Raw genomic sequence first — 16,516 nt, 5'->3', positions numbered from 1 at the left:
CCATGAATATTCGCAACAAGACCAGCATGGCCGCTGGCCTGGTGCTGGCGCTGGCCACTCTGCCCACCGTGCAGGCCGCCGAGTTGAAGGCGTTCAATGCCAACTACCGTGCCAATTACAACAACATGGCCGCGAACGCGACGATGTCGCTGGCACCCGCTGGTGCCAATCGTTGGACCTACAGCATGAAGGTGCAAAACGCGCTGGTGCAGTTGGATCGTTCGTCTACCGTGGATGCATCGGGCAGCCAATTGCGCCCGGTCGGTAATCGCGAAACCATCAACATGCTGGTCAAGAAGAAGTCCAAGCAGACCAGCTTCGATTGGTCCGGCGGCCAGGCCACCTGGAGTGGCGATGTCAAAGCCGATCGCCGTGGCCCGGTCAAGCTGCAAGCCGGCGATGTCGATGGCATGACGCTCAACCTCGCCATCGTGCGTGACGCACTCGCCGGCAAGCCCATGCGCTATCGCTTGATAGAAAACGGCAAAGCCAAGCCGCTGGCTTTCACTAGCGCCGGCAAAGAAAGCGTGACCGTGGAAGGCAAGGCGATGCAGGCCACCAAGGTCACCGGCAACGATGGTGATAGCCGCATGACGCTGTGGGTGGTCGACGGCATTCCGGTGCCGGTGCGCATCCAGCAAAAAGACGATGACGGCGACACCATCGACTTGCGCCTGCAATCGATGCGCTAAGCATCATCGATACGCTTTTCGGGAGGCCTCGCAGATGCGGGGCCTTTTGTTTGACCGTCACCAACCCCACACCGAATTAATGCGCCGGCTGCTAACGTGCCGACATCGCCCAACCGCCAACAGGAACCGCTATGTCCTCCACCCTCGCCCGCGGCACCCATGCCGCCGACAAACCCTTCGAAGCTTTGACCATCGAGCGCCGCGAACCCGGCCCCAAGGACGTGCAAATCGACATCGCCTATTGCGGCATCTGCCACTCGGATTTTCATACCGCGCGCTCGGAATGGGCGGGCACGTTATATCCCTGCGTACCCGGTCACGAGATTGTCGGCAAGGTCAGCGCGGTCGGCAGCGACGTCAAGAATTTCAAGGTCGGTGACACCGTCGGTGTCGGCTGCATGGTCGATAGCTGCAAGCACTGCCCCGCCTGCGACGAGGGCCTTGAGCAATATTGCCAGAACGGCTTTGTCGGCACCTATAACGGTGCAACCAAAGACGCACCCGGCCACACCTTGGGCGGCTACGCGCAGCGCATCGTCGTGGACCAGGACTTCGTGCTGAAGGTGAAGCATCCAGAAGAACAACTCGCCGCTGTCGCGCCGCTCTTGTGCGCAGGCATCACCACTTATTCCCCACTGCGTCATTGGAAGGTTGGACCGGGACAAAAGGTCGGCGTGGTCGGCATCGGCGGCCTGGGCCACATGGGCGTCAAGATCGCGCACGCGATGGGCGCGCACGTTGTGGCTTTCACGACTTCCGACAGCAAGCGCCAGGCCGCGCTGGATCTGGGCGCGGATGAGGTCATCGTCTCGCGCAATCCGGACGAGATGAAAGCCCATGCGAACAGCTTCGACTTCATCCTCAATACCGTCGCCGCCAGCCACAACCTTGATGCCTACACCAGCCTGCTCAAGCGCGACGGCACGATGGTGCTGGTCGGCGTGCCCGAGCATCCGCATCCCTCGCCCAATATCGGCGTGTTGATCTTTGGTCGTCGCTCGATCGCAGGCTCACTGATCGGCGGCATCAAGGAAACCCAGGAGATGCTGGATTTCTGCGCTGAACACGGCATCGTTGCGGATATTGAAATGGTGAGCGCGGACGAGATCGACAACGCCTACGAGCGCATGGCGCGCAGCGACGTCAAATATCGTTTCGTCATCGACAACGCGACCATGGGGTGATGCGACATCCCGTTTGGCATAAAAGAAGCCCCGCTTGTGCGGGGCTTCTGCTTGACGGGGATGTCGCTTCGCTTAGTCGATGCGGCGAATCGTCGCACCGAGTCCCGCGAATTTCTCTTCGATGTTCTCGTAGCCGCGATCCAGGTGGTAGATGCGATCGATGACGGTTTCGCCATCCGCCACCAGGCCCGCAAGAATCAGCGACGCCGATGCACGCAAATCGGTCGCCATCACTGGCGCGCCCGTAAGCTGCTCAACGCCACGCACGATCGCCGTGTGGCCATCCACCTTGATGTCCGCACCCAGGCGCTGCAGTTCCTGCACGTGCATGTAGCGGTTCTCGAAAATGGTTTCGCGGATCACGCCCGCGCCTTCGGCGATGCAGTTCATCGCCATGAACTGCGCCTGCATGTCCGTCGGGAAACCCGGGTGCGGCGCGGTATTGATGTCCACTGCGCGCGGACGCTTGCCATGCATGTCGAGCGTGATGCGATCACCCCCGACGATCACTTCAGCGCCCGCTTCCACCAGCTTGGCCAGCACCGCGTCCATCGAAGCTGGATGTGCGTTGCGCAAGGTCACGCGACCGCCGGTCATCGCGGCCGCGACCAAGAAAGTGCCGGCTTCGATGCGATCCGCCAATACGGCGTGACGCGCACCATGCAGGCGCTCGACGCCCTGCACATGGATGCGACCATTGCCCGCACCTTCGATCTTCGCGCCCATCGCGATCAGGCAATCGGCGAGATCGACGATCTCCGGCTCCATCGCCGCGTTCTCCAGCACGCTTTCGCCTTGCGCCAGACACGCCGCCATCAAGACGTTCTCGGTCGCGCCGACGCTCACCATGTCGAAAGTGACACGCCCCCCGCGCAGGCGGCCATTGACACTGGCCTTGATGAAGCCGTGGTCAACGCTGACATCGGCGCCCAGCGCCTGCATGCCCTTGATGTGCAAGTCCACCGGGCGCGAGCCGATCGCGCAGCCGCCGGGCAGCGAGACTTCGGCATCACCGAACTTTGCCAGCAGCGGGCCCAGCACCAGGACTGAGGCGCGCATGGTCTTGACCAGCTCATATGGCGCGATGTGCGAGTTCACCGCGCGCGGATCGACCACCACGCCGCTCTCACTGCCCTTGCCGATGGTGCCTTGGTCGATGGTGATGCCCGCACCCAGACCCGCCAGCAACTTGGTCGTCGTCACCACGTCGTGCAGATGCGGCACGTTGCTGATCTCGACGGGTTCATCGGCGAGCAGCGTGGCGCACAGGATCGGCAGCACCGCGTTCTTGGCGCCGGAGATCGGCACTTCACCGTTGAGGACGGCGCCACCTTCGACCACGATCTTTTGCATCAGGCGACTCCTGCCTTGCTGGCTTCTTCAGGCGTCAGCGTCTTCAGCGCGAGCGCATGGATTTCGCCGCCCATCCTGTCGCCCAGCGTCGCGTACACCATGCGATGACGGGCCAGCGGCAGCTTGCCGGCAAAAGCATCACTGATCACCCGTGCCTCGAAATGCACGCCGTCATCGCCCATGACATCCACTTGCGCGCCGGGCAGCCCGGCCTCGATGAGTTGCTTGATGATGGCTGGGTTCATCAGGGCCGCCTCCGAAGGCGTAAAATGAACGGATTAGTTTAGCGAACTTGTCTTGGCGAAACCGGCCCCGCATGGATTCCAGCACCACTTCCCCTGATGCGCTACTCGCCACCGCGCGACGTGTGTTCGATGTCGAATCGGCTGCGCTCGCCGCTGTGGGCGCGCGCCTGGACGGCGACTTCACCCGCGCCTGCCAGCTGATCCTGGCAACCAGTGGCCGCGTGGTGTGCACGGGCATGGGCAAGTCAGGCCACATTGCCCGCAAGATCGCGGCGACATTGGCCTCCACTGGCACGCCCGCGTTCTACGTGCATCCGGGCGAAGCCGGCCACGGCGACCTTGGCATGATCACCGACGCCGACATCGTGCTGGCACTCTCCAACTCGGGCGAGACCGACGAGCTGCTGACGCTTTTGCCGGTGCTCGCTCGGCAGGGCAACAAGCTCATCGCCATGACCGGGAAGCCGGCCTCCACCCTGGGCCGACAAGCCGATGTCCACATCGATGCCAGCGTGCCCGCTGAAGCCTGCCCGCTCCACCTCGCGCCGACCAGCAGCACCACCGCTGCCTTGGTCTTGGGCGATGCACTGGCGGTCGCCTTGCTCGAGGCACGCGGCTTCACCGCCGATGACTTCGCCCGCTCGCACCCAGCGGGCAGCCTGGGGCGTCGCCTGCTGCTGCATATCCGCGATGTGATGCATGCAGGCGAGGACATCCCCAGCGTGCCAGACACCGCCACGGTGGGCGATGCGCTGATGGAAATGAGCCGCAAGCGTCTCGGCATGACCGCGGTTATCGATGCCGATAGACGCCTCGCGGGCCTCTTCACCGATGGCGATCTACGCCGCACGCTGGACGCCGGGACCGATGTCCGCGGCGCACGGATCGTCGATGTCATGACCTCGAACCCCAAGACGATCGACGAAGAGGCACTGGCCGTCGAGGCCGCGCAGTTGATGGAGGCGCACAAGATCAATGCCCTGCTCGTGATCAATGCAGATCGGCAAGTGGTCGGGGCGTTGAACATTCACGACCTGTTGCGCGCGCGCGTGGTCTGATTCGCATTCATGTCGATGACTACGCCTTCCCCTGAAGTGACCGCCCGCGCCACCCGCATCCGTCTGGCGTGCTTCGACGTGGACGGCACCCTGACCGATGGCCGCCTGCATTTCGATGACGAAGGCCGGGAACACAAGGCTTTCCACGCACAAGACGGCTTGGGATTGGCGATGCTGCGAAAAAACGGCATCGAAGTGGCATTCATCACGGCGCGCAAGAGCCGGGTCACCGAGATCCGCGGCGCCGAGCTCGGCCTGACCGAGGTGCACACCGCCGCGCATGACAAGCTGGCCACCACCCGCGCCATCGCCGACAAGCTGGGGCTTGGGATGGATGAGGTCGCCTTCATGGGCGATGACCTGGTGGATCTGGGCGTGTTTCCGCATGTGGGCCTGGCCGTCGCACCTGCAGATGCCCATCACTGGACAGCGCCCCACGCACACTGGATCACGCCACGCAAAGGTGGTTTCGGTGCTGCCCGCGATTTCTGCGACTTGCTGCTGGAAGCGCAAGGCAAACTGCCAGGGATCCTGGCCAATGCAGGAGTCAAGGCATGAGCTGGCGCGGCACCTTGACCCTCATTTTGCTCATCATCGCCATTGCCGCGGGCTGGGCGATCATCCGCCAACGCGCCAACCTCTCCGCCACAGGCGCAGCCCAGGCACGCCCGGATTACATCCTGCACGATTTCGAGATCATCACCCTGCAAAAGGACGGCACCGAGGGCTTCACTCTGCAGGCGCCCAAACTGGCCCGCACCCCAGGCAACCACGAGATGAACATCGACCAGCCCACCTTCCTGTTCCCGGACAAGAACGGCGAGCGCTGGCGTTCACGCTCGGCGACGGGCTGGGTCAATGGCGAGGGGAGCGAGGTGCGTCTGCGCGGCAACGTGATCCTCGACAACCCCCAAGGGGCGAAGAAGATGCGAATGGAAACCGAGGCACTGAACGTTTTCCCTGATGCGAACCGCGCCACCAGTGACCAACAAGTCGCCATCACCCAGCCCGGCGCTACAATTCGCGGCCGCGGGCTGGAAGCCCAACTCGACACCCAGCGTGTCATTTTGAAATCCGAGGTACGAGCCAGCTATGCGCCGTCCATCCAGTAACGCCCTTCTCATCGCGGCCGCTATGGTCGCTGCCAGCGGCATGGCGCTGGCCAAGTCGTCCGATCGCAACCAGACGATGAACATCGAGGCCGATACGACCACGTACAACGCCAATAGCGATAGCACGCCGACGGTGTTGACCGGCAATGTCCTGATTACGCAGGGCACGCTCAAGATCAACGCCGGGCGCGCTGACGTCTTCCAGAGCGGCGGAGATATTCGCCGAACCATACTGACTGGCTCGCCCGTTCGCATGTCTCAGCTCATGGACGATGGCACGCCTCTCAACATCACGGCCTCCAAAGTCGACTACGACATGAAGACCGAAATCGTCACACTCACGGGTAGCGTTGTCGTGACCCAGCCCCGCGGCAACCTGCGCGGCGAACGCGTGGTCTACAACATGCGCAACGGCCAGGTGCAGAGCGGTGGCCAGGGCAATGGCCGCGTGCGCATGACCATCCAACCGAAGACGGGCAGCAACTGATGCTGGTCGCCGAGGGGCTGCGCAAGCGCTACAAGTCGCGCGAAGTCGTCAAGGACTTCGGCCTGACTCTGGACGCTGGCGAAGTGGTCGGCTTGCTCGGCCCAAACGGCGCCGGCAAGACGACGTGTTTCTACATGATCGTTGGTCTGGTGCCGACCGATGCCGGCAAGATCGTGCTGGACGGTCAGGACATCACCGACGAGCCGATGTACGACCGCGCCAAGCTGGGCGTCGGTTATCTGCCGCAGGAGCCCTCGGTGTTCCGCAAACTGTCGGTCGCCGACAACATCCGCCTGGTGCTGGAGTTGCGTGATGACCTGGACAAGGCGGGCCGCCAACTGGAACTGGCCAGCTTGATGGACGAGCTGCAGATCACCCATGTTGCCGACCAGATCGGCGCAAGCCTCTCGGGCGGCGAGCGTCGACGCGTAGAAATCGCCCGCGCACTGGCCGCGAAACCCCGGCTGATGTTGCTGGATGAACCCTTCGCGGGCGTCGATCCGATCTCCGTCGGCGAGATCCAGCGCATCATCACCCACCTCAAGAATCGTGGCATCGGCGTGCTGATCACCGATCACAACGTGCGAGAGACCTTGGGAATCTGCGACCGAGCGTATATTCTGAACGAAGGCAGCGTTCTCGCTCAGGGGGCTCCGGATGCGCTGCTGGCCAACCCCGATGTGCGTCGCGTTTACTTGGGCGAAACCTTCCGCCTGTAAGCGCCTCGTATGCGGGGAGACCTGCATTGGAACCGGGGCGTCATGAAGCAACATCTCACTGCAACCCAATCGCAACAACTGGCGCTCACGCCCCAGTTGCGTCAGGCATTGGCAGTGTTGCAGATGTCAGCCACCGAGCTCGAAACCGAACTGGCCGATGCGGTCGAATCCAATCCGCTACTGGAATGGGCTGAAGATGCGCGCCCGTTGGAGCTGGCCGATATCAATGCCAGAAACGATCCACCGGAAGGGCCTTCGGAAGCCGCGCCGGGCGGCGATGACAACTGGAGCAGCGACGACACTCGCGACGAATGGCGTGAGTCCGGCGAGGAATGGACCCGCCACGGCGGCGGTCAAGTGGACGATGACGACAACCCTGCTGATCGCCAGATCGCGGAAGAGAGTCTGCAGGACCATCTTCGCTGGCAGCTGGGCCTGACCGCGCTCTCGAATCGAGACCAAGAACTGGGATTGGCCTTGATCGATGCCATCGATGACGACGGCTATCTGCGCGAAACACTGGACTCCATCATCGCCACCCTCGCGCCAGACATCATCGCGCGTGAGGACGAGCTTCTCGCCGTCCTGCACCTCCTCCAGCAACTCGATCCGGTTGGATGCGGTGGCAACTCGCTGGGCGAGTGCCTGTCGATCCAGCTTCGCCGCCTGCCTGCCGATACGCCCGGCGTGGCCCTCGCGCTGCGCATCGCCGGCGAGGCGATTGAACGCCTGCCCAAGATCGGCATCGAAGGGGTCGCACGCCAGTTCGGTTGCACGACGGCAGACGCCGAGCAGGCCGTCGCCCTCCTGCGCACGCTGGACCCGCGCCCGGGTTCGCAGATCGGCGGCATCGCCCATGACACCTATGTCGTGCCGGATGCGGTCATCTGGCGCCAACGCGGGTTGTGGCAGGCGGCGCTTGCCGGGCACGCGCGTCCACGGGTAACGATCAACCAGGAGTACGCGCAGATGGCCGGCTCCACCACCGGGCAGGATGGCCAGTACCTGCGCGGCTGCCTGCAGGAGGCGCGCTGGCTGCTGAAGAACATCGAGCAACGCGGCGAGACGCTGCTGCGGGTGGTCAATTGCCTGATCCGAGAGCAATCCGGCTTCCTCGAATTTGGCCAGCAGGCACTGCGCCCGCTGACATTGCGTGAGGTCGCCATCCAGCTGGAATTGCACGAATCCACCATCTCCCGCGCCATCGCACGCAAATACGTGCGCACCCCGCGTGGGACGATCGCCCTGCGTGACTTCTTCGCCTCCGGCATCGACACGGGCGCAGGTGAAGCCTCCAGCACTGCGATCCAGTCGATGATCCGGGACTTGGTCGATGCCGAAAACCCACGCAAGCCACTATCGGATGCCGCCCTCGCTGAAAAACTGAAACAGTCAGGCATTCCCGTGGCCCGGCGTACCGTGGCCAAGTACCGCGAGGCCTTGCACATCCCCGCCTCCGGCCAGCGTGTTCGCCTGGGCTAGGCCCGACCAGAACCTTGCGTTCCAGCTTTCTGGCGAATTTTTAACTCCAACTTCACCCCATGCGGGCAAGTTTGCGCGATGCTGTATTCGACCCATCGAAGCAGCCCCAAGGAGGCGCATATGCAAATCGACGTCCACGGCCAGCACATTGAAATCACGGACGCCCTTCGTACCTATAGCCAGGACAAGATGACCCGCCTCGAGCGCCACTTCGAACATCCACTCGAATTGCGCATGCAATTATCGATAGACAAACCCAACCATCGCGCCGAAGGGCATTTGAAAGTCGCCGGCCGTGAATACCATGCCGATGCCAGTGCGGAGACGATGTACGCCGCCATCGACTTGTTGACCGACAAACTTGATCGCGTGCTGGTGAAGCACAAGGAAAAGATGGTCGACCATCACCGCGGCGAGAATCCGGCCCGTGATGGCACCTTCGGCTGATGCTATCCGCTTCGCAATCCAGCAGCCCGCCACGTGCGGGCTGTTATGCTTTTGGGCCCGCGTAGAACCGGACGCCCGATCGGCATGAGCCTCAGTTCCATCCTGTCGCCCACGCGCATCGCCGTGCTTGATCGAGCATCAAGCGCTGACGAGCTCATCGATACCCTGGCCGGCCTGCTCAGCGAAGGCCGAGAGGATGCCGCACGCAAGACCGTTGCAGACAGTCTTCGCCAGCGCGAACGCATGGGCAGCACGGCCATCGGCCATGGCGTGGCGCTGCCGCATGGACGCAACGACGTATTCGACGAAGCACGCGCCGCCTTCGTGCGCGTGGTGCAGCCGGTCGGGTTCGAAGCCATGGACGATGAGGATGTGGACCTTCTACTCGCACTCTCGGTGCCCACGCACTTCACCCATCAACATCTGCAATTACTCGCCGAGATCGCCGAGCGATTTTCCGATGCCGACTTCCGCGCGGCCCTGCGCGCGGCGCCCGATGCCGAATCGCTGCACGCACTCCTGATCGGTGCCCAGGCGTGACCCAACGCATCTCCGCCATCGAACTCTTCGAGCAAATGCGCGAGCGCTTGGCGCTGCGCTGGCTCGCCGGCCCGCAGATGGGCGAGCGCACGCTGGTCGCCGGCGAAACCAATGCACGCAGGCCGTCACTGGCCGGTTACCTCAACATCATTTACCCCAACAAGGTACAGATCCTCGGCACAGAAGAATTGAGCTGGCTCGATGGCCTGGATGCGCGCGCGCGTTGGGAAGTGATCGAAAAGATCATGCAATCACGCCCGCTGGCGCTGGTCATCAGCAAGTCGCAATCCGCACCCGAAGACCTGCGCGCCGCCGCGGAAGAATCCGCGACGCCTTTGTGGGTATCACCGCGTCGTGGGCATGAACTGCTCAACCACCTGCAATACCATCTCGCTCGTCAACTCGCGCCGCGGACCACCCTGCACGGCGTGTTCATGGAGATCTATTCCATCGGCGTCTTGATCACGGGTGAAGCGGGTGCCGGCAAAAGCGAGTTGGCACTGGAGTTGATGACGCGCGGCCATCGTCTGGTGGCCGATGATGCGCCGGAGTTCACCCAGATCGCGCCGGATGTGCTCGACGGTACCTGCCCGGACCTGCTGCAGGATCTGTTGGAAGTGCGGGGCCTAGGCATCCTTAACGTGCGCGACATGTTCGGCGACACCGCGGTGAAGCGAAACAAATACCTGCGCCTGATCGTCCACTTGACCCGCCCGCAACTCGAGCCGCAGCCTGCCGGGATGGAGCGCATCATCGGCGACCTGGGCACACGTCGTGTTTTGGATCTGGATGTACCGATGATCATCTTGCCGGTGATGCCGGGTCGCAACCTGGCGGTGTTGACCGAAGCGGCTGCTCGACTGCACATCCTGCGCGCAAAAGGCGTCGATCCGGCTGCCGCCTTCATGGCGCGTCATTCTCATTTTCTTGAAGCCTCCGGCGCCTCGGAGGCCGAACATGACTGAGACACCCACCTCCTTGCTATTAGTCACCGGCATGTCAGGGGCCGGCAAATCAATCGCGTTGAAAATGCTGGAAGACAGCGGCTTCTATTGCGTCGACAACCTGCCTGCGGAGTTGCTCACCGATTGCGTGCGCAGCCTGGCCCAACACGGGACGGATACGCCGCCGCTACTCGCCGTCGCCATCGACGTGCGCAGCCACGGTGATCTCGCGCGTATGCCGGAGTGGCTGTCCGAACTTGGCCGCGAAGGCCACGACCCCAAGCTGTTGTTCGTCGACTCCACTGATGAAGTGCTGCTGCGACGCTACGCCGACACTCGCCGGCGCCATCCGTTGAGCCATCTCGGCCTTGCCTTGGCCGATGCGATTTCGCTTGAACGCCAGGCACTCAAGCCATTGCGCACCCTTGCCGACCACGTGATCGACAGCAGCGCAATGAACGTGCACCAGTTGCGCCGCGAGGTAGGCCGGACATTGCACGTCGGCCACGACACCCCGCCGACATTGCTGTTCCAGTCCTTCGCCTACAAGCGCGGCGTGCCGGCAGATGCCGACTTCGTGCTGGATGCGCGCGTGTTACCGAATCCGCACTGGAACCCTGAGCTTCGTCCGCTTTCAGGGCGCGATGCCGCGGTGCAGGAGTTTCTTGATGCCCAACCCGAGGCGCAACGCTACCTCGCACAGATCGGCGAGTTCCTAGACACCTGGCTGCCGCGCCTGCGCGAAGACACTCGCAGCTACATCACCATCGCCTTCGGTTGCACGGGTGGGCGCCACCGCTCCGTCTATCTTGCCGAACGGTTTGCCGAATCTGCTCGCAACAAGGGGTGGCCGGATGCATCGACCTTCCACCGCGAGCTGGATTGATGCCATCGACACATCACGCCAAACGGCTGTCGCCCATGGCCGCACAAGTTTGGTTATCTTGGACACACCCAACGACGATTCGACTTCATGAGTGTCGGCATCCTCCTCATCACCCATAGCGGTATCGGCCCGGCACTCTTGGCATCCACGCAACGCGTGTTGCCGCGCTTGCCGCTGAAGGCCGAGGCATTCGAAGTTCCGTTCGATGCCGACCCAGATGCTTTACTGCCAGAAGCCAGTGGCGCGATGCGACGTGTTGACGAGGGTGATGGCGTATTGGTCTTGGTCGATATGTACGGCGCAAGCCCGAGCAACCTAGCCGCGCAACTCTCTCGCCTGGGCACACCGGTCAAACGCGTCGCGGGCGTCAACCTGCCGATGTTGCTGCGCGTGATGAACTACCCAGAACAATCCCTGTCCGAATTGCAATCGACGGCGTCCGTGGGTGGGCGAAACGCGGTGCAACTGGATGACCCAAGTTGAGGACAGCTGGATGATCGAGCGCGAAATCACCGTTACCAACAAGCTGGGCCTGCATGCGCGTGCGAGTGCAAAACTCGTGCAGACCATGGCGGGCTTTCGCAGCATCGCCAAGCTCAGCGCAAAAGGCCGCGAGGTGGATGCCAAAAGCATCATGGGCGTGATGATGCTGGCTGCCGGGCAAGGCTCGGTCGTCACGATGCGCACCGATGGCGAAGACGAAGTGGCCGCGATGGATGCGGCCGTGGATCTGTTCACACGCAACTTCGATGAGGGTGGCTGATGCGGCGAGACCTGTCCGGCATCGGGGCATCACGCGGAGCCGCACTCGGGCGCGCACGGGTGCGCCTGCCGCATGCACTGGAAGTCGAGCAAGCCTACATCGATGAATCCGAAGTCGATGAAGAACTCGCGCGTGTCCATCGCGCCATCGACCAGGTGCGCGACGAAATGCATCAACTGCGCGAACGGCTGCATGGCGCACTCGCACACGAAGTCGGCGAATTCCTCGACTTGCATGCGTTGCTGCTGGATGACCCGGAACTCTTGCAAGGCCTGGACCGCTATATTCGCCTGAAGCGCTACACCGCGGATTACGCGCTGCGCCGACAACGCGACCGCATCGCCAATGTGTTTCTGGGGATGGACGATCCTTACTTGCGCAGCCGCATCGACGACATCGACCAAGTCATCGGCCGCATCCACGCCGCCCTGCACCAACGCGATGCCGAGTTGCAGGGCGTCGCTGGCGATATTTTGGTCACCGATGCCATCGCCCCAGCCGAAGTAGCGCAATTGCAAGCACAAGGCGTGCTGGCCGTCGTCACCACCACCGGCAGCGCGCTGTCGCATAGCGCCATCCTCGCGCGCAGCTTGCATCTACCGTTGATCGTTGGCGCCTCACACGCGTTGCAATGGCTCAACGATGGCGATGTCATCGTGGTCGATGGCGGCACCGGCACCGTCATCCGCGAGCCCAACGCGGCCGACCTCAAGGCCCATCAACAACGCGTCAATGCCTACAAACGCGAGCACAAGCAACTCAATCGTTTGCGCCGCGAACCCACGCGCACGCTCGATGGCGCCGACATCAAACTGTGGGCGAACGCCGAATCACGCGATGACGTGGCCGAGGCGCACGCACTGGGGGCCGCAGGTGTGGGTCTATATCGCACCGAATTCCTGTTCCTCGGCACGCATGAATTGCCGGATGAGGACACCCAATTCCGTGCGTACCGCGATTTGATCCTGGGCCTGACCGGGCGCACGGCCACCATCCGCACTCTGGACCTTGGCGCAGACAAGGCCGATGACACCGGGCTTGCACTGCGCAACGAAGAGAACCCCGCACTGGGTCTGCGCGGCATTCGTTTGTCCATGTCGCGACGCGAGATCTTCCGTACCCAGCTTCGCGCCATCCTGCGTGCGTCTGGCTACGGGCCGCTGCGCGTGTTGTTGCCGATGATCAGTGGCCGCGAGGAAATCCGCGCCGCGCGCGCATTGATGGATGAAGTCGCCAACGAATTGCGCGCGGAAGGCCAAGCCATCGCATCTCACATTCCGCTTGGCGCGATGATCGAAGTGCCCTCGGCGGCGATCGCGCTCACCACTTTCATCCGCGAGATCGATTTCCTCTCGGTTGGCACCAATGATTTGGTCCAATACGTCTTGGCCGCGGATCGCAATAACGAATACCTCGGCGATCTGTACTCCCCCCTGCATCCGGCCCTGCTGCACCTGCTGCACGACGTGCTGCGCACCGGTGCGCGTCATGACAAACCCGTGGCCATTTGCGGAGAAATGGCGGGCGACCCCAGCTTCACGCCGTTGCTGCTTGCACTCGGGCTGGAAGAGTTCAGCCTGCACCCCGGCACCTTGCTTGAGGTGCGCCGCGCCATCCGCGCAGTGAACCTTGGCGAATTGCGCACGCAGGCACGTTCGCTGCTGCGCGCCGGTGACCGCAGCGGCATCGAACGCTGGATGCGTGCCAACGCGCCCTGAGCGCAAATTGCATGCGGGGTTCCCAGTGCGCTGCCCACGCGTGATAATGGCCGCATCATGAACGCCTGATCCCCGTCGTGCCTGCAGGCGCGACATCGCCCTGCAGTCGCGCCGCGTGCACGACCGCCCCATCCGGAACCGTGCCATGGCCGAAGCCATCCGCCACGACAAAACCGTGCGCCAGCTGCGTCTGCTCTCGGACGCGCTGGACAGTGGGCGCCTGGGTCCGGTACGCCGCATGGTCAATGCGTTGTCGGCGGCGGAAATCGGCAACCTGTTGGAATCGCTGCCACCGGCCAAGCGCAGCGTGGTCTGGGGCCTGGTTGATCCAGCCGATGACGGCGAAGTGCTGGTCCACGTTGGCGACGAGGTGCGCGAGAGCCTGATCGCGGAAATGGACCAGGACGAGCTGGTCGCGGCGGTCGAAGACCTCGACATCGATGACTTGGCGGATCTGGTCGAAGACCTGCCAGACACGGTGATCGACGAAGTGCTGAAGTCGATGGACCGCGAGAATCGCGAGCGCCTGGAACAGGTGCTGTCCTACGACGAGGACACCGCCGGTCGTTTGATGAACCCGGAAGTGGTCACTGTGCGCGCCGACACCAGCGTCGATGTAGTGCTGCGCTACCTGCGCCTGCGCGGGGAGCTGCCCGACAACACCGACCATCTCTACGTCGTCAACAAACGCCACCAATTGATGGGGTGGGTCGCGCTGCAGGACCTCGTCACCCACGAAGCCGGCACGCCGGTGAACCAGTTGATCGATGACGAGCTGGAATCGATCCACGTCGATGACTCCAGCGAAGAAGTTGCGCGTCGCTTCTCCGACAATGACTGGGTGTCCGCGCCCGTGGTCGATGACGGCAACGTGCTCCTCGGCCGTATCACCATCGATGACGTGGTCGACATCATCCGCGACCAGGCCGAGCACCAGGCCTTGTCGGCCGCGGGTCTGGACGAAGACGAGGATCTGTTCTCACCGGTCAGCCGCGCGTTTCGCCGTCGTCTGATCTGGCTGGGCGTAAACCTGCTCACGGCGTTCCTCGCGGCCTCGGTCGTGGGTCGCTTCGAAGGCTCGATCCAGCAGCTCACCGCGCTCGCAGTCCTCATGCCGATCATCGCCGGCATGGGTGGCAACGCCGGCACACAGGTGTTGACGCTGATGGTGCGCGGCATCGCACTGGGCCAGATCGCCTCTAGCAATATCCCCACGCTGGTGTGGAAGGAAGTGCGTGTCGCAGTGATCAACGGCCTCATCCTCGGCATCGTCTTGGGCCTGGTGGTGCTGGTGTGGTTCCGCAACCCCGCACTTGCGGCGGTGATCGCCATCGCGTTGACCATGAATTTCACTTTTGCCGCGCTGGGCGGCGTGCTGGTGCCGGTGACGCTCAAACGCTTCGGCTTTGATCCCGCACTCGCCGGTGGCGTCATCCTCACCACCGTCACCGATACGCTCGGCTTCCTCACCTTCCTTGGCCTGGCCACGCTGATCCTGCTGCAGTGAGCACAGGCCTGACCGCGCAGCTGCCTAGCATCGTCATCATCGGTGGTGGCCCGGCCGGTTTGATGGCCGCGCAGACCGTGCGTGCAGCCGGCATCGAAGTGGATCTGTTCGATGCGATGGGTTCGGTTGGGCGAAAGTTCCTGATCGCGGGCAAAGGCGGCCTCAACCTCACCCATTCCGAGCCGCGACCCGCGTTCGACGCGCGCTATCGCGAACGTGCGCGCGAAGTCGGTGAATGGCTGGATGGTTTCGATGCGGATGCGTTGCGTGCATGGGCAGGCGGATTCGGCATCGACACTTATGTAGGCAGCTCCGGCCGCGTGTTTCCGAATGATCGCAAGGCAGCGCCGCTGCTGCGCGGATGGGTGAGGCGCCTGCGCGAATCCGGCGTGCGCTTTCACGTACAGCATCGCTGGCTGGGCTGGGACGATGCGGGCGCGTTGCGCTTCAACACGCCCGAAGGCGAGCGACGCATAGATGCCCCTGCCACCATCCTCGCAATGGGCGGTGGCAGCTGGCCGCAGCTCGGCAGCGATGGCGCCTGGGTCAGGCCGATGCAGGCAGCCGGCATCGACATCGCGCCTCTGCAGCCTGCCAACTGCGGCTTCGATATCGACTGGAGCACCCACGTCTCCGAACGCTTTGCGGGAAGTCCGTTGAAGCCGGTGATCGCACATTGGCAGGATGCCAACGGCATCGAACACTCCCTGCAAGGCGAATGCGTGCTCACCGAGACGGGCATCGAGGGCAGCGTGATCTATGCGATCTCGGCCGACTTGCGCGCTGCGATTGCGCGGGATGGTGAGGCGATGCTCTGGCTCGATTTGGCACCCGGCCGTGACGCGGAGCGCCTGCGCGAAGCGCTCGACAAGCCACGCGGCAAGCGCAGCCTGGGCGATCACCTGCGCCGTCAAGCCGGGCTGGATGCGGCGAAGATCGCGCTCGTGTTTGAAGTGTTGGGTCGCGATGCCGGTAGCGACATCGACTTGCTTGCGAAGACGATCAAGCGCCTGCCGCTGAGGCTCCTTCGCCCTCGCCCCATTGCCGAAACCATCAGCACGGCAGGCGGTGTGCGACTCGAAGCACTCGACGATGCACTAATGCTTGAGGCGATGCCTGGCGTCTTCTGCGCCGGCGAAATGCTGGATTGGGAAGCGCCGACCGGCGGCTATCTGCTGCAAGCATGCTTCGCCAGCGGGCTGCGCGCCGGGCTCGGAGCCGTGACGTGGCTGTCCGCCGGCAATCCACCACGCGAGATAGGTCAGGAGAAGATGGTGGGCCGTGATGGATTCGAACCATCGACCAATTGATTAAAAGTCAACTGCTCTACCGACTGAGCTAACGGCCCACATGCGTCGCTAAACGCCCCGACATCGCGC

At 63.2% G+C, this 16,516-nt stretch carries 18 protein-coding genes, 1 tRNA gene and 1 pseudogene; 17 read left to right on the top strand and 3 right to left on the bottom strand.

The genetic code is table 11. From position 1 onward, the window contains the following. The first annotated feature begins 2 nt into the window (after positions 1-2). Both BW989_RS01235 and BW989_RS01230 read left to right on the top strand, forming a co-directional pair. Positions 3-692, top strand: coding sequence for a DUF3108 domain-containing protein (locus tag BW989_RS01235; RefSeq protein ID WP_076584687.1), 690 nt, complete (start codon positions 3-5; stop codon positions 690-692). A 131-nt stretch (positions 693-823) separates the two neighbouring features. Further along, entirely contained in the window at positions 824-1,876 is a 1,053-nt protein-coding gene (locus BW989_RS01230) for an NAD(P)-dependent alcohol dehydrogenase (RefSeq protein ID WP_076584686.1), read from the top strand. A 72-nt stretch (positions 1,877-1,948) separates the two neighbouring features. Here BW989_RS01230 and murA read toward each other — a convergent pair whose 3' ends face one another. Both murA and BW989_RS01220 read right to left on the bottom strand, forming a co-directional pair. Next, positions 1,949-3,229, bottom strand: a complete 1,281-nt coding sequence (gene murA, locus BW989_RS01225; protein ID WP_076584685.1) for a UDP-N-acetylglucosamine 1-carboxyvinyltransferase — start codon at positions 3,227-3,229, stop codon at positions 1,949-1,951. Next, the gene (locus BW989_RS01220; protein ID WP_076584684.1) at positions 3,229-3,474 is read right to left on the bottom strand and encodes a BolA family protein; all 246 of its coding nucleotides are present in this window, start codon (positions 3,472-3,474) and stop codon (positions 3,229-3,231) included. Before BW989_RS01220 ends, murA begins: the two co-directional genes overlap by 1 nt. Positions 3,475-3,545: 71 nt before the next feature. Between BW989_RS01220 and BW989_RS01215 the strand changes: the two genes are divergently transcribed. The 15 genes and pseudogenes from BW989_RS01215 to BW989_RS01145 form a co-directional block, all read left to right on the top strand. Further along, on the top strand, positions 3,546-4,532 hold the full coding sequence (locus tag BW989_RS01215) for a KpsF/GutQ family sugar-phosphate isomerase (protein WP_076584683.1): 987 nt from the start codon (positions 3,546-3,548) through the stop codon (positions 4,530-4,532). 15 nt (positions 4,533-4,547) lie between these two features. Further along, positions 4,548-5,090 (top strand): KdsC family phosphatase, encoded by a 543-nt coding sequence (locus BW989_RS01210; protein ID WP_083688094.1) that lies wholly within the window; start codon positions 4,548-4,550, stop codon positions 5,088-5,090. After that, positions 5,087-5,644, top strand: coding sequence for an LPS export ABC transporter periplasmic protein LptC (gene lptC / locus BW989_RS01205; RefSeq protein ID WP_076584681.1), 558 nt, complete (start codon positions 5,087-5,089; stop codon positions 5,642-5,644). Before BW989_RS01210 ends, lptC begins: the two co-directional genes overlap by 4 nt. A 22-nt stretch (positions 5,645-5,666) precedes the next feature. After that, positions 5,667-6,131: a lipopolysaccharide transport periplasmic protein LptA gene (lptA, locus tag BW989_RS01200; protein ID WP_076584680.1), complete on the top strand. Its 465-nt coding sequence runs from the start codon at positions 5,667-5,669 to the stop codon at positions 6,129-6,131. After that, positions 6,131-6,850, top strand: coding sequence for an LPS export ABC transporter ATP-binding protein (gene lptB, locus BW989_RS01195; protein ID WP_076584679.1), 720 nt, complete (start codon positions 6,131-6,133; stop codon positions 6,848-6,850). Before lptA ends, lptB begins: the two co-directional genes overlap by 1 nt. Before the next feature lie 42 nt (positions 6,851-6,892). Next, positions 6,893-8,332, top strand: coding sequence for an RNA polymerase factor sigma-54 (locus tag BW989_RS01190; RefSeq protein WP_076584678.1), 1,440 nt, complete (start codon positions 6,893-6,895; stop codon positions 8,330-8,332). Positions 8,333-8,452: 120 nt separating this feature from the next. Next, positions 8,453-8,779: a ribosome hibernation-promoting factor, HPF/YfiA family gene (gene hpf, locus BW989_RS01185; protein WP_076585241.1), complete on the top strand. Its 327-nt coding sequence runs from the start codon at positions 8,453-8,455 to the stop codon at positions 8,777-8,779. 84 nt (positions 8,780-8,863) lie between these two features. Then, positions 8,864-9,319 (top strand): PTS sugar transporter subunit IIA, encoded by a 456-nt coding sequence (locus BW989_RS01180; RefSeq protein WP_076585239.1) that lies wholly within the window; start codon positions 8,864-8,866, stop codon positions 9,317-9,319. Continuing rightward, entirely contained in the window at positions 9,316-10,284 is a 969-nt protein-coding gene (gene hprK / locus BW989_RS01175; protein WP_129582778.1) for an HPr(Ser) kinase/phosphatase, read from the top strand. Before BW989_RS01180 ends, hprK begins: the two co-directional genes overlap by 4 nt. Then, positions 10,277-11,149: an RNase adapter RapZ gene (rapZ, locus tag BW989_RS01170; protein ID WP_076584677.1), complete on the top strand. Its 873-nt coding sequence runs from the start codon at positions 10,277-10,279 to the stop codon at positions 11,147-11,149. The genes hprK and rapZ overlap by 8 nt, the downstream gene beginning before the upstream one ends. 87 nt (positions 11,150-11,236) lie before the next feature. Further along, positions 11,237-11,632, top strand: a complete 396-nt coding sequence (locus tag BW989_RS01165; protein ID WP_076584676.1) for a PTS sugar transporter subunit IIA — start codon at positions 11,237-11,239, stop codon at positions 11,630-11,632. 10 nt (positions 11,633-11,642) lie between these two features. After that, positions 11,643-11,912 carry an HPr family phosphocarrier protein gene (locus BW989_RS01160; protein ID WP_076585235.1) on the top strand — a complete coding sequence of 90 codons (270 nt, stop codon included), beginning with the start codon at positions 11,643-11,645 and terminating at the stop codon, positions 11,910-11,912. Continuing rightward, on the top strand, positions 11,912-13,630 hold the full coding sequence (gene ptsP / locus BW989_RS01155) for a phosphoenolpyruvate--protein phosphotransferase (protein WP_076584675.1): 1,719 nt from the start codon (positions 11,912-11,914) through the stop codon (positions 13,628-13,630). Before BW989_RS01160 ends, ptsP begins: the two co-directional genes overlap by 1 nt. Before the next feature lie 145 nt (positions 13,631-13,775). Further along, positions 13,776-15,137, top strand: coding sequence for a magnesium transporter (gene mgtE, locus BW989_RS01150; RefSeq protein ID WP_076584674.1), 1,362 nt, complete (start codon positions 13,776-13,778; stop codon positions 15,135-15,137). Beyond that, positions 15,134-16,378 (top strand): annotated as a pseudogene (locus BW989_RS01145) (TIGR03862 family flavoprotein); the annotation flags it as partial. The gene mgtE and the pseudogene BW989_RS01145, both read left to right, overlap by 4 nt. Positions 16,379-16,409: 31 nt before the next feature. Here BW989_RS01145 and BW989_RS01140 read toward each other — a convergent pair. After that, positions 16,410-16,485, bottom strand: a tRNA-Lys gene (locus BW989_RS01140). Positions 16,486-16,516: the final 31 nt, after the last annotated feature.

Origin of the sequence: Solilutibacter tolerans, assembly GCF_900155935.1 — a bacterium.
Taxonomy (GTDB): Bacteria; Pseudomonadota; Gammaproteobacteria; order Xanthomonadales; family Xanthomonadaceae; genus Solilutibacter; species Solilutibacter tolerans.
This window is presented reverse-complemented; position numbering and strand designations above follow the sequence as displayed.

Bases quoted from the DNA above. Each gene is read 5' to 3' on its own strand.
- BW989_RS01235 (WP_076584687.1), top strand. From the start codon at position 3: ATGAATATTCGCAACAAGACCAGCATGGCCGCTGGCCTGGTGCTGGCG.
- BW989_RS01230 (WP_076584686.1), top strand. From the start codon at position 824: ATGTCCTCCACCCTCGCCCGCGGCACCCATGCCGCCGACAAACCCTTC.
- murA (WP_076584685.1), bottom strand. From the start codon at position 3,229: ATGCAAAAGATCGTGGTCGAAGGTGGCGCCGTCCTCAACGGTGAAGTG.
- BW989_RS01220 (WP_076584684.1), bottom strand. From the start codon at position 3,474: ATGAACCCAGCCATCATCAAGCAACTCATCGAGGCCGGGCTGCCCGGC.
- BW989_RS01215 (WP_076584683.1), top strand. From the start codon at position 3,546: ATGGATTCCAGCACCACTTCCCCTGATGCGCTACTCGCCACCGCGCGA.
- BW989_RS01210 (WP_083688094.1), top strand. From the start codon at position 4,548: ATGACTACGCCTTCCCCTGAAGTGACCGCCCGCGCCACCCGCATCCGT.
- lptC (WP_076584681.1), top strand. From the start codon at position 5,087: ATGAGCTGGCGCGGCACCTTGACCCTCATTTTGCTCATCATCGCCATT.
- lptA (WP_076584680.1), top strand. From the start codon at position 5,667: ATGGTCGCTGCCAGCGGCATGGCGCTGGCCAAGTCGTCCGATCGCAAC.
- lptB (WP_076584679.1), top strand. From the start codon at position 6,131: ATGCTGGTCGCCGAGGGGCTGCGCAAGCGCTACAAGTCGCGCGAAGTC.
- BW989_RS01190 (WP_076584678.1), top strand. From the start codon at position 6,893: ATGAAGCAACATCTCACTGCAACCCAATCGCAACAACTGGCGCTCACG.
- hpf (WP_076585241.1), top strand. From the start codon at position 8,453: ATGCAAATCGACGTCCACGGCCAGCACATTGAAATCACGGACGCCCTT.
- BW989_RS01180 (WP_076585239.1), top strand. From the start codon at position 8,864: ATGAGCCTCAGTTCCATCCTGTCGCCCACGCGCATCGCCGTGCTTGAT.
- rapZ (WP_076584677.1), top strand. From the start codon at position 10,277: ATGACTGAGACACCCACCTCCTTGCTATTAGTCACCGGCATGTCAGGG.
- BW989_RS01165 (WP_076584676.1), top strand. From the start codon at position 11,237: ATGAGTGTCGGCATCCTCCTCATCACCCATAGCGGTATCGGCCCGGCA.
- BW989_RS01160 (WP_076585235.1), top strand. From the start codon at position 11,643: ATGATCGAGCGCGAAATCACCGTTACCAACAAGCTGGGCCTGCATGCG.
- ptsP (WP_076584675.1), top strand. From the start codon at position 11,912: ATGCGGCGAGACCTGTCCGGCATCGGGGCATCACGCGGAGCCGCACTC.
- mgtE (WP_076584674.1), top strand. From the start codon at position 13,776: ATGGCCGAAGCCATCCGCCACGACAAAACCGTGCGCCAGCTGCGTCTG.